11 protein-coding genes and 1 pseudogene are annotated in these 13,501 nt (G+C 70.5%); 7 read left to right on the top strand and 5 right to left on the bottom strand.

Annotated elements, in window-relative coordinates; translation table 11 throughout:
• Window positions 1-51 precede the first annotated feature (51 nt).
• The 4 genes and pseudogenes from IPH07_39930 to IPH07_39915 all read right to left on the bottom strand — a co-directional run bounded on the left by IPH07_39930 (window position 52) and on the right by IPH07_39915 (window position 3,156).
• Window positions 52-384 (bottom strand): annotated as a pseudogene (locus IPH07_39930) (hypothetical protein).
• Between the two features lie 174 nt (window positions 385-558).
• Window positions 559-1,194, bottom strand: a complete 636-nt coding sequence (locus IPH07_39925) for a hypothetical protein (GenBank protein MBK6923623.1) — start codon at window positions 1,192-1,194, stop codon at window positions 559-561.
• 163 nt (window positions 1,195-1,357) lie between these two features.
• Window positions 1,358-2,098: a pirin family protein gene (locus IPH07_39920; GenBank protein ID MBK6923622.1), complete on the bottom strand. Its 741-nt coding sequence runs from the start codon at window positions 2,096-2,098 to the stop codon at window positions 1,358-1,360.
• Between the two features lie 128 nt (window positions 2,099-2,226).
• Complete coding sequence (locus tag IPH07_39915) at window positions 2,227-3,156, bottom strand: NAD(P)H-binding protein (GenBank protein MBK6923621.1); 930 nt, start codon at window positions 3,154-3,156, stop codon at window positions 2,227-2,229.
• Window positions 3,157-3,239: 83 nt separating this feature from the next.
• Between IPH07_39915 and IPH07_39910 the strand changes: the two genes are divergently transcribed.
• The 5 genes from IPH07_39910 to IPH07_39890 all read left to right on the top strand — a co-directional run bounded on the left by IPH07_39910 (window position 3,240) and on the right by IPH07_39890 (window position 7,199).
• On the top strand, window positions 3,240-4,202 hold the full coding sequence (locus IPH07_39910) for a LysR family transcriptional regulator (GenBank protein ID MBK6923620.1): 963 nt from the start codon (window positions 3,240-3,242) through the stop codon (window positions 4,200-4,202).
• A gap of 226 nt (window positions 4,203-4,428) precedes the next feature.
• Window positions 4,429-5,652, top strand: a complete 1,224-nt coding sequence (locus IPH07_39905; GenBank protein MBK6923619.1) for a hypothetical protein — start codon at window positions 4,429-4,431, stop codon at window positions 5,650-5,652.
• Window positions 5,653-5,759: 107 nt separating this feature from the next.
• Window positions 5,760-5,918, top strand: a complete 159-nt coding sequence (locus tag IPH07_39900; protein ID MBK6923618.1) for a hypothetical protein — start codon at window positions 5,760-5,762, stop codon at window positions 5,916-5,918.
• A 49-nt stretch (window positions 5,919-5,967) separates the two neighbouring features.
• The gene (locus IPH07_39895) at window positions 5,968-6,171 is read left to right on the top strand and encodes a hypothetical protein (GenBank protein MBK6923617.1); all 204 of its coding nucleotides are present in this window, start codon (window positions 5,968-5,970) and stop codon (window positions 6,169-6,171) included.
• A 227-nt stretch (window positions 6,172-6,398) separates the two neighbouring features.
• Window positions 6,399-7,199 carry a hypothetical protein gene (locus tag IPH07_39890; GenBank protein ID MBK6923616.1) on the top strand — a complete coding sequence of 267 codons (801 nt, stop codon included), beginning with the start codon at window positions 6,399-6,401 and terminating at the stop codon, window positions 7,197-7,199.
• 176 nt (window positions 7,200-7,375) lie between these two features.
• Here IPH07_39890 and IPH07_39885 read toward each other — a convergent pair whose 3' ends face one another.
• On the bottom strand, window positions 7,376-8,884 hold the full coding sequence (locus tag IPH07_39885) for an N-acetylmuramoyl-L-alanine amidase (GenBank protein ID MBK6923615.1): 1,509 nt from the start codon (window positions 8,882-8,884) through the stop codon (window positions 7,376-7,378).
• A gap of 515 nt (window positions 8,885-9,399) precedes the next feature.
• Here IPH07_39885 and IPH07_39880 point away from each other — a divergent pair.
• Window positions 9,400-11,130, top strand: a complete 1,731-nt coding sequence (locus IPH07_39880; protein ID MBK6923614.1) for a cryptochrome/photolyase family protein — start codon at window positions 9,400-9,402, stop codon at window positions 11,128-11,130.
• A 261-nt stretch (window positions 11,131-11,391) separates the two neighbouring features.
• The gene (locus IPH07_39875) at window positions 11,392-13,500 is read left to right on the top strand and encodes a hypothetical protein (protein MBK6923613.1); all 2,109 of its coding nucleotides are present in this window, start codon (window positions 11,392-11,394) and stop codon (window positions 13,498-13,500) included.
• Window position 13,501 lies beyond the last annotated feature (1 nt).

Below are 13,501 nucleotides of genomic sequence, written 5' to 3'. Positions count from 1 at the left end.
TCGATCGTCGCCGCCGCCGTCGAAGGTCTGCGACCACACCAGGAGGCCCGGCGTGTTCGTGCAATCGGGCTCGCAGCCATCGCCGGGGATCGCGTTGCCGTCGTCACAGATCTCGTCGCCATCGACGAAGCCATCGCCACAGAAGGCCGCCACGCCGGTGGTGACATCGCCGCCGACCTCGCCACCGACCTCACCGCCGACCTCACCGCCGACCTCGCCAGTCGGTCGCGCATCGTCGCCGCCATCGACCTCGCCACCGGCGCTGCTGTCCGCGCTCGACGAGCCGTCGGTGCCGACGTCGTCACCGAAGGGGACCAGCGGCGCGCACCCGGCCGACAACACGAGGAGCACCGGGATCGTCGGGCGCGAGGGCATCGGCGGCATCGGGCCGATCCCTTACCAGGATGGCCGTCGCAGGTCACCCACCGGGGGACGTGGCGGCGAACCGCAGCACGCGATGCCGTGTCGCGTTGGCCCCGCCCGTCGCGACGACCAGGGCGTCACCGCGGGGACGCCACGCGAGGCCCACGGGGGTTGCCGGGCAGCTCGACGCCCGCTTCAGCGCGGGCAGATCTCGGTGCGGCAGCGCCCGACCCAACGCGCGGTACCGGCAACCGCGTCGATGCGGTCCTCGAGCTTGCGGAAGGCTTCGAGGCGCTCGTTGCCGCGACAGCCATGGTCGTCGAACACGCGCGCGTCGACGTCGGTAGCAGTGAGCGTCACGATCGCGCTGGGATGATCGGTGCGCAGCTCTTCGCAGTCCGCGGGGCCGCTCTCGGAGGACGCGGTGGGCAGCCCGGCGATGTCCTGCGCGACCAAGCGCCGCCAGAGCTTCGCGAACGCTGCGGTCGTGATCTTCGCCTCGCGGTCGCCGTGCTGCGCGACGAAGTGTCGGCCGTGAAAGCGCACCACGCCGTCGGCGGTGAGCACCACGTCGTAGATCGGACACGCGCCGTAGCACGCACGCCGCGCGAGCTCGATGCGCGCGTCGTTCGGGATGCCCTGCGCGGGCGCGCGCACGAGCGGCGCGCGCGAGACCGCGAGGTCGGTATCGTCCGCGGGCGCCACGAGCTCGACCGGCACGCGCTCGACCGGCACGCGCGGAGGCACCGCGGGCTCCGCGAGCACGAGCGGGTCGGGCTCGACGAAGCTGGTGCACGCGGCCAACACGAGCGGAAAGCTCCAGCGCTGCATGTTCTCTCCCCGACCACCGCGACGCGCCGGAGTTCCCCGTAGCTCGCGGCAGGCGAGATCTTCGACCCCGACCGCCGCGTCGACGACCACAGGCCGCCTCGCCGAACCGCTCGCGCTCCACCGCAGAACTCCAGGTCGTCGCATGATGGAACGCGACCAAGGCTCAGCGCGCGGTGAACGAAGCGTCGAGCTGCCCCATGTCGCCCCGCTCGTAGCGCGCGAACGCTTCTGCGACGTCCGCGGCACTCGTCATGGCGAAAGGGCCGCCGAACACCACCGGCTCACGGATCGGCGTGCCACCGCCGATCACCAGGTGCAGCGCCCGCCCCTGGGTCGTGAACGTCACGGTGTTGCCGCCGTGATCGTAGCCGACCGCATGGCGATCGGAGCCCGGCTCTGCCGAGAGCGTTGCGCCGCGCTCATCCGCGAAGCCCTCGCCGGCGATCGCCATCGCGAAGATGTTGTGGTCGGGCCGCACCGGCAGGGAGACGCGTGCCCCGGGGTCGAGCTGCACGTCGAGCAGCAGCGCATCCGTGAGCAGGTCGACCAGGGGCGATTCCACGTCGCCGCACCGGCCCGCCAGCACGCGGACACGCGCGCCATCGGCTCTCCACTCCGGAACGTGTTCGCGCGCGACGTGGAACGCCCGCGGAGCCGCCTGTTTGTCGGCGCGGCGGAGGTTCACGAACATCTGCAACCCGTGGCAGTCGATGCCTGGGTGCTCCGGTATCTCCTCGTGCAGCATGCCTCGCGCCGCCTGGGTCCAGTGGATGGCGCCCGGCTCGATTCGCGAGCGGTCGCCCAGGCTGTCGCGATTGATGAACCCACCGTCCGACGCTTCGAACATGTATGTGACCGCCGAGAAACCGGCGTGAGGATGGGGCGGAAACGTCGGGGTCGACATGTGAAACTCGTCGACGTTGAGAAATGGATCGAGTGGGATGGTCGATCCGTGGCGCAGGCTTCGCGTGCGGAAGCCCGCGGCCATTCGGGATGCCGCGAGTGCGGTCGCGGCGACGACATTGCGAGTGGTCATGGCGTCCTCGTCTCCGGGCGTCCGATGGCGCCGCGGGCCATCGCCTGGGCCACCGTCTCGGGGACGATCTGCGGATACCTGTCGTTGAGCAGCGGACCGAGCAGCGCCTGCCCACCGAACACGCCGCGTGCGTACATCAGCGGGAGCCACGCGAACATGTTGCCCGGCTCCTGCGCGAGCCGACGTCCGGTCTCGGCAGCGAGGTCGTCGAGCGTGCCCAGGCACTCGGTGGCGAGCTCGCGACCATGCACCATCGAGAACGTCTTCGCGAAGCCGAACACGTCCATGCGATCGCCGCGGACGAAGAGCTGCTCGGGCACCTTGCGATCGTCGAGCGCTGCCGCAGCGGTAAATCGCGCGGTGTCCTCCCAGGTCGTCCAATCGATCGGGGTCTTGCCGTCGCCCCAGTAGCGAATGACGCGGCCCTCTGCGTCGAGCAGACCGAGGAAGCCGAGCACGTACGCGTCCGCGAAGATTCCTTGCATGACGTGCACGACTTCGAAGCTCGGTCCGACCTGCGCCTGCGCCCGCGTGGCGAACGTCCGCCGCCAGTCGGAGTTGACGTTGATGCCCTCGGGGAGCGAGAAGAAGTCGAACGAGAAGTCCGAGGGGATGAAGCGCCGGGCGCCGGCCGCCTTCGACGCCTCGAGCAGTCCGAGCTGTGCGTCGACGATGATGTCGGGCCCTCCCTGCAACGCGGAGATCACGGCCCATGCGCCGCGCACGGCGTTGGCCAGGGCGGCGGGGTCGGCGTTCGCGACGTCGATCTCCTGCACCTCGACGTTCCCTGCGCCCGCGAGTGCGAGCTTGGACTTGTCGCGGACCAGCGCACGCACACGCGCCGATGGTTCCTTGGCCACTGCTTCGATGATGAGGCGGCCGAGCTTGCCGCTGGCGCCGGCGACGACGATGAGCTTGTCGTTCATGGTGCTCCCAGCCTGGGCGTCGATGGCCGGTTCGACAATCCGGCATTGCTCCGACTCTTTGTCAGGAATACCTTGACGATCGCATGATCTCACCGGCCGACATGATCTTGTTCGCGGCGGTGGTGCGCGAGGGGAGCTTCACCGGCGCGGCGCGACACCTCGGCATCACGAAGCAGACCGCGAGCGAGCGCATCGCGAAGCTCGAGATGCAGCTCGGGGTGCGGCTGCTCGAGCGAACGACGCGGCGCCTGCGAGCGACGGACGCGGGGGCACATTACGCCGAGAAGTGCAGCGCGATCGCGGCGCAGGTCGAAGACGCCAATCGCGAGGTGCAGCAGCGACAGTCCGAGCCCTCCGGCGTGCTCCGGGTGTCGACGCCCGTGCTCTACGGGCGGCGCTACCTCGCGCCGGTGGTCGCGAGCTTCCTGTCGCGCTACCCCCGGGTTCGCGTCGAGCTCGTGCTCGCCGATCGGCGCGTCGAGCTGGTCGAGGAGGGCTTCGACATCGCGATTCGCATCGGGAAGCTGCAGGACTCGACGCTCGCGGTCCACAAGCTCGGCGTGGGTTACGTGTACTTCGTGGCGAGTCCCCGCTACCTCTCGACCCACGGACACCCGCAGCGCGACACCATGGCCCAGGCGCGCTTCGTCGGCACGCGGAGGATCGAGCAGTGGGAGTTGCTCGGGGTGCGGACGCGCATCGAGCCCACCCTGGTCGTGAACGATCTCGAGGTCGCCTGTGAAGCGGCGGTGGCCGGCGTCGGCATCACGCGCGTGCCCGGGCTCGTGTGTCGACCAGCGGTGGAGCGCGGCGAGCTCGAGGTCCTGTTCGGTCACGATCCCGCGCTCACGACGCCCGTGTATGCAGTGTTTCCCAGTCGCACGCATCTCGCGGCCAAGGTGCGGCTGTTCGTCGACGCGCTCGGCGAGCTGATCGAGCCGATGCTCCCGCTGCCCGTCACGCCGCCCACGGCAGCTCGCGGCCAGCGCAGGCCGACGTCGGCTCGAAGCGGCGCGCGAAAGGCCGGCGTACGACGAGGCAGATGAGAGCGTCCTTGGACGCGACCGCCGCTGCGGCCGTGGACCCGAGCGGCGCTTCCGCGGGCGCGCGCACGAGCGGCGCGCGCGAGACCGCGAGGTCGGCGTCGTGCGCGGGCGCCACCGGCTCGACCGGCACGCGCTCGCCGGGCGCGGGCGGAGGCCGATGGGCCCGGATACGATCCGCGCCCACGCGAGCGACGGCGGCGAACGCCGTCGATGGTACGATCGTGCCGTGCATCGCAGTGGCGTGGTTCTCTTCGTCGCGGTGCATGCGTGCACACCTGACGCGCACGACGCATCAGCCTCCAACGGCGGCAGCACGACACGCGGCGAGACGACGGTCGCGAGCACCGAGACGTCGACGTCCAGCGTCGCATCGACATCGACCTCGACCTCGAGCGCGGACACCTCGAGCGCGGGCACCTCGAGCGCTGGCACGTCCACCGGCGAAACGACCGGCGGCGACACGCCACCGTCGTACACGCCGCGGCAGAACGTCCGCTACGTCAGCCCCGCGGGCGACGATGCCCAAGACGGCATGACGATCGCCACCGCGTGGCACCGCGTCGACGCGCACATCGAGGCCATCCCCGAGGACACCGAGGTCGTGTTCCTCGATGGGATCCACGACGGCTACACGACGGAGATCTACAGCAGCTACGGCGACCGCCCCTTGCTGCCGCCGCACATCACCCTCCGCGCCGCGTCGCATCGCGGCGCAACGATCGTCGGCCCCGGCACGCCCGACGGCGACACCGGTGGCAACGCGTTCACGATCGAGGCCGTGGGGGGCAATGTCACGCGCGATCTCGAGATCTGGGGCCTCGTCCTCACCGGCTGGATGGACCAGTACGGCAACGGCGTCGTGAGCGTGCACGGCGACGTCGACGGCCTGCGCATCGTCGGCAACGACTTCCACGGCAACGGCTCGGGGTCGCTGCTCGACCACACGATCTATCTCTCGGGCGGCGAGACCCAGGCGACGGCGCCGCGCAACCTCGCCATCTTGCACAACGACGTCGACGAGCCCGGCGGCAACGGGGCCTTCGTGCACGTGTACATCGGCCCGGGCGAGCAGTTCGCACCCCACGACTGGGTCGCCGCGGACAATGTCGTGCGCGGCACGCAGACGTGGGGCTTCATCCTCGATCCAAACTTCGTCGCGCCCGCCAACATCGAGATCCACGACAACGACGTGCGCCTCGCCGCGTCCGCGGCCATCGTCGACTTCTGGTACGGCGATGCGACCGGCATGGATGGGGTCGACGACACCTGCGTCGTGCATCACAACGTGTTCGTCAACGACGGCGAGGGGAATGTGGTGAAGCGACAGGCGGTGAGCACCGGCAGCCCGCATGCGCCGGTGCTGCACGACAACCGGTATTGGAGCTCGACGGGTGGAGTCGTGCTCGATGGGATCGAGGCGGGGGACGGCGATGTGATCGGCCCGCCGTGATCGGCTGCGGCGTCGCATTCGTCCGCCGGAGAGGGCAGCGCACGCCTCCGCCGCGCCATTGATCGAGCCCAGGCCGCAAAGACCCGCGTCAAGCCTCCCAGCAGCGCGTGGACGAAGCCGCGGTCGCAGCCCGCGGCGGCCTCACGCACACGCCGATCGCACTCGTGGAGACGGTGGAGACGGCCAGCAACCTCGCCACGTACGTGTTCCCGCCAGAAGCGGCGCAGGCGACCAGCCGCTGCCTCTGGAGCGAAGTGCCAGCGTGAGGAACCATTGCAGACCGTCGCGCGGTACGGTGCGATGCTCGGGTGGCCGATGACGCAGAACAAGCCCAACAACCCAGTCGCCACCGCCATCGCCTTTGGCCTGCTCACGGGTCTGGGATTCGCCGTGGTGGGTCAGCGCGTGTGGGACGAGATGGAGGTCTCGCAGGGGTTGACGATCGCCGTCGTCGCCGTCGGGTTCATGCTCGGCGCCGGAGTCACCTGGATCGCCCGGGGCAAGCGGTCGGCGTCTTGACGCTGCGCGCCGCCATGCGCCGCGCCGGGTGTGCCGCGTGGCTGCTCGCGTCCACGGCGTGCCGGTCCAACGTGCCCCCGGCTACGGCGGCGCTCGAGCGACTCCCCGCGGCCGTGGTGCCGGTCGCTGAGCCCGACGCCGAGGTCGCGGTGCAACCCGCGTTGGCCCGGCGGTGCCCGGTCGGATGCGACGCCGCTGCGTCGCGCGTTTGCGGTTCAGCCCCGGCGGTGTGCGAGCCCCTGGCCCGGGCGATCGCCTGCGACGATCCCGAGGCGTTGCTCGGCACCATGCACACGGACTATCGCGTGCTCGTGCAAGACTGCAGCGCCGGCCAGTGCCGCGACGCCCACGAACTCGACGGTCGTGCCGAGCTGCGCTGGGCGCTGGATAGCGCCGGCGGGGTCGCCGGGCTGCTCGGCATCGAGCGCTGTGCCGTGCCACAGCTGCGCTGGTGCTCGCACTGCCGCAACAACCAGATCGTCGGCCTGCTGGTGGGAGATGCCCGGCTGAGCGGCGAGGGGCATTCGTTGCACTGGATCGCGACGACGGCGGACGTCGACGCCGACACCGATCGCGACGGATTTGGTGTGCTCGACGATGCTTGCCCGGACGCTGGCGAGACCTACGACGGCCACGACGATACCGACGGTTGTCCCGAACCGGGGGGCAAAGTAGGAGTCGCCGTCGACCGGATGCGCAAGGAGCTCGTCTTCGAAACGCCGCTCTCGGTCACGACAGTCGGTGGCGGCCCGACCGCCGCCTCCGAGCGCGCGCTCGCACGGGCAGCTGACTTCCTGCGGGCGCATCCCCGACTCGGCGTGGGCGTCCACGTGAGAACCGCGGGCGTCGGCGAAGCCGAGGTCGAAGCCGAGGCCAGGTCGATCGTGCAGGGGCTCGTCGCCCACGGCGTCGCCGACGGTCGCATCGACGCGCAGCCGATGGTCGACACCTGGGCGACGGCGAAGCAACGCCGCGCGCACGCACGGACCATTCGTCTCATCCTCACGCCAACGCCTCCAGGGCGTTGAACTACCATGGCGCATTCGCAAGTCGGCCTCACGACCCCATGCGCGAGGTTGTCAGGTGAGATGTGTCGCTGCGAGGAGCCCGTGAGGTTCGCGCCGATGCTCGCCGCGTTCGCGCGCATCGTCTCCACGAGCACGGCTTCCATGTAGCCGTCGGGACCGCCGGCGCCTTCCGCAGCTCAGCGGACGCGGATGCCGTCCGCGATCACGACCTTGCTGCCGAGGTTGGTACGCGACAGCTGGATCTTGTTCCAGCCCGCGGAGAACTGGAACGTGCCGAGGGTCTTCCACTGCTTGCCGTTCTTGGTCTGGTCGGCCGACGTGGTGCCGACCTGGACGCCGCTGGCGTCGAACGCGGTGAACTTCGCAGCGGTGGTGCGGTTGGTGCCGGCGGTCCACCATGCGTCGATCGTGCGCGTCGTCGCCTGCTGCAGGTGGAACCAGAACGTCGCCGGATCCGAGCCGGCGGTCGTGCTGCCGAATGCGTAGCTCGTGCCGTGGAAGCCCGCGGTCGCGCTGGTCACCGTCCACTGGTCGCTCATCGCGACCCAGCCCAGGTCCTGATCGTTGTTCGTGTTGCTGCTGTCGATGAGGATCTCGGTCGGTACCGGGCCGGGACCCGCATCCGGATCGGGCTCCGGCATCGGCTCCGGCTCGGGGGTCTCGTCACAGTGCGCCCGCGCGAGCTCGAGGTACTCCTGCCACGGCCAGTTCGGGCCGGGGTCGGTGCGATTGTGCGGCTGCAGCCGACCGTGACCGACGACATGCACGTCGTCGATCGGGATGCCGTTGTCGCGTGCGATGTTGCAGACGAGCCGCGCCGAAGCATCGATCAGGCCCGGATCCCACGACGCCTGATTGCCGAAGCCCGCGTGCTCGATGCCGACGGTGAAGTTGTTGCTGCTGCTGCCGTTGCGCCCGCAGTCGTGGTTGTCGTTGAGCGAGCACTTGTAGCTCGCGCTGATGTGCCAGCCCTTCTTCGACTCGTTGACGAGCTGGGTGATCTCCGAGCCGGTCGAGTTGACGACGTAGTGCGCGCTCACGCCCGACTGCGCGTTGGCGAGCCACGAGTAGCAGCCGACATACGCACCTTCGCAGGTGTGGATGATGATCATCGCGCGCTTGCCTGCGTTGCCGGCCGGTCGCGAGCTGAAGTTCGGCGACGGCCGCCACAGCGACAGCTCGTAGTCGGGACCGGCCTGCAGTGCCGGTTCCGGCGGCGGCACGGTGAAGTTGGGGTAGACCTCGATGGGCTCGAGCTCGCCACGGACATCGCCGTTGTCGTCGACCTCGATCGCGCCTTCGCGCATGCGCGGATAGACCTCGACGTAGACGTACGCGGCTTTCGCCCACTCTTGCGGCAGATCGCTCCACTCGGCGACGACGTCGGCCCACGCGCCGATGTCGCTGCGATCTTCGATCTGCTTCTCGGTCGCGCGCTCGTCGAGCCATGCCGCCGCGGCGCGAATGTTCGCGACGCGATCGGACTTCACCCTCTCGGGATCGAGCCCCGCGAGATCGGCGGCCTCGTCGAGCCGCGCACCACGCATGCCCATGATGCCGAACGCGACCTCGCGCCCGTCGATCTCCTCGGCGCCCTCGATCATCTCCCAGCGCGTCTCCACGTGGCCGATTGCCTGCAGCAGGGGCATCGGCACGTCGTACTCGTCGGCGATCGCCTCGAACACGCCGTCGAGATCACGCGACGAGAGATCGTCGCCTGGCGATGCGTCGTCGATGCCGACACCAACGCCACCGGCAGAACCTCGCCCTTCACCTTCGTCACACGAAGCGAGGGCGAGCGAAGCGAGAGCAGCGAGGAGCGTGGATCGAGCGCGCGTGGTCATCGTCGTCGACCAGAGCGTTGCGAATCCCGGGCGCGAAGTTCCGCCCCAATTCGGGGGTTGCCGGCTTTGCTGTGAGCGACGGTGCCGATGCGTGCGGCCGCGGAGGTGCGTGTCGCATCGAGCGATCTGCGTAGGGCACAGCGGGCGAAAGCCGCAGGAAATGACACTGCGCAGCGGCGAAGCCTGGGATTTCGCCCAGGCTTCATGATCGTCCACCGCCGCCCTCGCGGCGAAGGCGTCGCAGCTCGTCACGCTCGTCCGTCGGACCTCGGCCTCGAACTCCGCCGTGATCGCGGCCAGCGCAGGCCGACGTCGGCACGACGCGGCGTACGACGAACCGGCGTACAACGAAGCCCATGAGAGAGTTCTTGCACGCGCTCGCCACTGCATCCGTGGACCCGAGCGGCCGGCGCTGGATCTACGCGCCCTACGATCAGCTCACCGCGGACGTGGGGCCACTGGCGCAGACCGATCCGCGCGAGCTCGGGCTCGTGCTGATCGAGGCGCCACACAAGGCCGCGCGACGGCCGTACCACAAGGCGAAGCTCGGGTTCGTGCTCGCCAACCAGCGACACTTCGCGCTCGAGCAAGCGCGGCGTGGGGTCGCGGTGCGCTACCTCGTCGCGTCCGGCGGGTACGCCGACGCGCTGGCGCGATTTCTCGACGAGACCGACGCACTTCGCCGCAGTGCGCCACTGATGATGATGGAAGCGGCCGAACGCGAGCTCCGTGCCGAGCTCGCCCCGCTCGTCGACGGCGGGCGGATTCACAGCGTGCCGCATGCAGGGTGGCTCACGTCGCGCGCGGACTTCCTGCGCGCGCAGCCCCAGCCGCCGTGGCGCATGGATGCGTTCTATCGACACGTGCGCCAGGCGAGCGGGTTGCTCATGCAGGGTGGAAAGCCCGTCGGCGGCAAGTACAGCTTCGATGCGGAGAATCGCCGGCCTTGGCGCGGCGAGCCGCCGTCACCCACGCTGCCGCGATTCGAGCCCGACGCGATCAGCAAGGAGGTCGAAGCGCTCGTCCATGAGCGATTCGCACACCATCCAGGCACGCTCGACATCGGCGCATGGCCGACGACGGCCGCGGATGCCGAGCGCATGTGGGCGTGGGCGAAGCGCGAGTGCCTGCCGCACTTCGGGCCGTTCGAAGATGCGATGAGCACGACTTCGGCCGGGCTGTTCCACACCCGGATCTCGCCGCTGCTCAACGTGCATCGCCTGCTGCCGGCGCGGGTCGTCGCGGAGGTGGCGACCGACGATCGCTTGCCGCTTTCGTGCCGCGAGGGCTTCGTGCGGCAGATCCTCGGTTGGCGCGAGTTCGTGCGCCACGTGCACTGCGAGACCGATGGCTTTCGCCGCACCGCGACGGCGCATGCGATCGATCCCGGTGCCGGCGACGGTGGCTTCGCGCGGTGGCGGGGCGAGCCGTGGCCAACGCGGGACTCACGGGTGGATGGCGGCGCCTCGCCCTCGACGCTCGGCGCGAGCGCAGGGTTGCCGCCGGCGTACTGGGGAGGCAGGTCGGGTCTCGCTTGCTTGGACGGCGTCGTCGCCGATGTCTGGCGCGACGGGTGGAGCCATCACATCACACGCCTCATGGTGCTCGCCAACTTCGCGACGCTCCTGGGCGTGAGCCCGCGCGAGCTCACCGACTGGTTCTGGGCCGCCTACGTCGACGCATTCGATTGGGTCGTCGAGCCGAACGTGCTCGCGATGGGATCGTTCGCGGTCGGCGAACTGATGACGACCAAGCCCTACGTCTGCGGCGCCGCGTACATCCACAAGATGAGCGACTACTGCGACGGATGTGCCTTCGATCCGAAGCGCGACTGCCCGATCACGCCGCTGTACTGGGCGTTCATGGCTCGACATGCCGATGCGCTCGCGAGAAATCCTCGGGTGGCCGGCCCGGTCGCTTCGCTGCGCAAGCGCAGCGACGCACAGCGAGCGCGGGACGAGCAGGTCCTCGCCGTGGTCCGCGACGCGCTCGATCGCGGCGAGGCCCTCGAGCCCGGGGCGTTTGCGGTCGCCGACGCCCCGGTGCAGAACGGCACCGCCCCGGGCAAGCGGTCGAGCCCGCGATGAGCGACGCGCACGTCGATGACGCGGATCGGGTGTGTCCGTCGGCTCGCCCACGCGGACCGTCGCCGTGCGGAGGCCCTCGCACAGCGTGGTGAGCCAGCCGCGGCCTTCGGCCTCGCGCACGACGAGGTCCAGCTGCTCTGGCCGCGCCGCGCGAGCAGTTCGAGGGCTCGCGCATCGATGACATCGTGCTGAACCCAGCCTGACGTGCGGCGGGAACGGCCGGGCGTACCGCGGGCGCATGCCGGCTGCTACGCTCGGGCGATGGCGATCGGCCGCCGTATCGCGCTCGCACTTGCGACACTGCTCGCGTGCTCGAGTGGGGAGGCGCCTGCGATTGCGCCGCGGGAGCCCGGCGCGGATCCGGTCGCGGAGCCCGGCGCGGATCCGCGGGTCGCTACGCCCACGCCGGTGGTCGCACCCGTGCTCGCGCCCGCAGTCCGTGCCGAGGTCACGCGGCTGCATCCCGCGCTGACGACTGCGCGCTTCGGCGGGATCACGGGTGACGATGTGGGGCAGGTGATCGCCGTCGGTGCCGGCGGCACGATCGTGCGCTCCGAGGATCGCGGCGTTCACTGGACGGTGGTCCCGGTCGACACCACCGCGACACTCTCGGCCGCGTGGCGGGCACCGTCGGGCGCGTTCTTCGTCGCCGGTGACGCGGGCACTGTGCTGCGGTCGACCGACGCCGGTGCGACTTGGACCGCGCTCGGCACCGGCACGAAGAACGCGCTCGCACACCTGGCCGGCAACGGGTCGCAGATCTTCGCGGGCGGTGCCGCCGGCACGATCGTTCGCAGCGACGACGGCGGCGACACCTGGCGCGCGGTCGCGATGCCCTCGTTGCCGCCGCTCGCCGACGATCGCGATCGTGGTCGCGATCGCTTCCGGGGCATGCCCCGCGACGACATCCTGCTGCCACCCCGCGAACCGACCGAAGCCGAGCAGCTCCGCGCGCTGACGTTCGCCGATGCGGCGGTCGAGGGGCTCGGCTCGAACCGCACCGGCGAGCTGTGGGTGCTGGTCTCGCGCCTGCTGTGGGTCACCGATGACGACGGCGCGTCGTGGCGAGCGATCGCCCGCGCCGCGCCGCCGCACGATCACTTCGAGCACCTGCACGTCGATGCGAGTGGATTCGTGATCACAGGCCGCAACACCCACCCGCATCGGCCGGACCTATTCGTGGCGCTCGGACGCACGCCATCGCGGGTGGAACTGTGGCAGGACCTGTCGACGCGGCTCATCGGCCCGCCGGTCATCGCCACGATTCCGCGTCCCGGCAGCGATCGCCCGCGCGTGCTGCTCGCCGGCGACGGCTACGACGTGCTCAGCTCGATCGACGGTGGCGCAAGCTGGGCCAGCTCCGAGCAGAGCGCGCAGATGCAGGCGCCGTACAGCCTGGCCAAACGCGCGCTGTGGGTCGCGGCCGACGGCGAGGTGTTCGCGGCGGGCGACTCGGGCGCACTGATGCACTCGATGGATCAGGGCGAGAGCTGGGCGCTGCTCGACGGCGGCGCGCGCGAGCCGCTGTGGGGCGGGGCGCTGTCGGCCGATGGCGCGACCATCTACGCGGCCCTCGCCCACGCGGTGCTGCGCGGCCGCGATGGCACCTGGGAGCTGCTGTCGCCGGGCACGGATCGTCGCGGCCTGGTCGCGTGCTGCACCGACGTGGTGGTCACCCCCGACGACGCGATCATCGTCGCGGGCGAGGGCAGCGTGTGGCGGGGCACCGACGACGGCACGCGCTGGACCAAGGTCGTCGACCCTGCGCGCGGCGACTGCTGCTGGTCGCTGTGGGGCGATGCGCGGGCGATCCACGGCATCGATCGCGACGTGCTGCGCTCGTCGTTCGACGGCGGCAAGACCTGGAAGCGCACACCCCTGGGCAAGCTGCTTCGGCGCGACGACGGCAACCGCTTCGACATCTCGGGCCTCGGCGACGAGCTGCTCGTGGTCGGTGGCCAGGGCGTCATCCTGCGCAGTCCCGATCGCGGCAAGACCTGGTCGCGCCAGGACGCCGGCACCACGGAGTACCTGTACGGCGGCTTCATCGGTCGCTCGGCCGCGGGCTCGGTGCTCGCGATCGCCGTCGGCGAACACGGCATGGTGCTGCGCTCGGTCGACGGCAAGACCTGGTCGCCCGCCGCGACCGGAACGACCGAGCCCTGGACGGGCGTGTACGCCGACGCGACCCGCGGCGAGTGGTTCATCACCGGCGCCGCCGGGCTCATGCGATCCCGCGACGACGGCCTCACGTGGACCGCGGTCGCGCCGGAGCAACGCAGCCTGCGCCATGTCTTCGGTGACGGTCGCGGGCGGGTGTTCGCGCTGGGCGACGCCGGCGTGGTGCTGCGCGTCGAAGACCGGCCGTGAT

The sequence above is a fragment of the Deltaproteobacteria bacterium genome, assembly GCA_016709225.1.
GTDB classification, from domain to species: domain Bacteria; phylum Myxococcota_A; class Polyangia; order Nannocystales; family Nannocystaceae; genus Xiheibacterium; species Xiheibacterium phototrophicum.
Note: the sequence above shows the minus strand (reverse complement) of the source record. Positions and strands in the feature narration are given on the sequence as shown.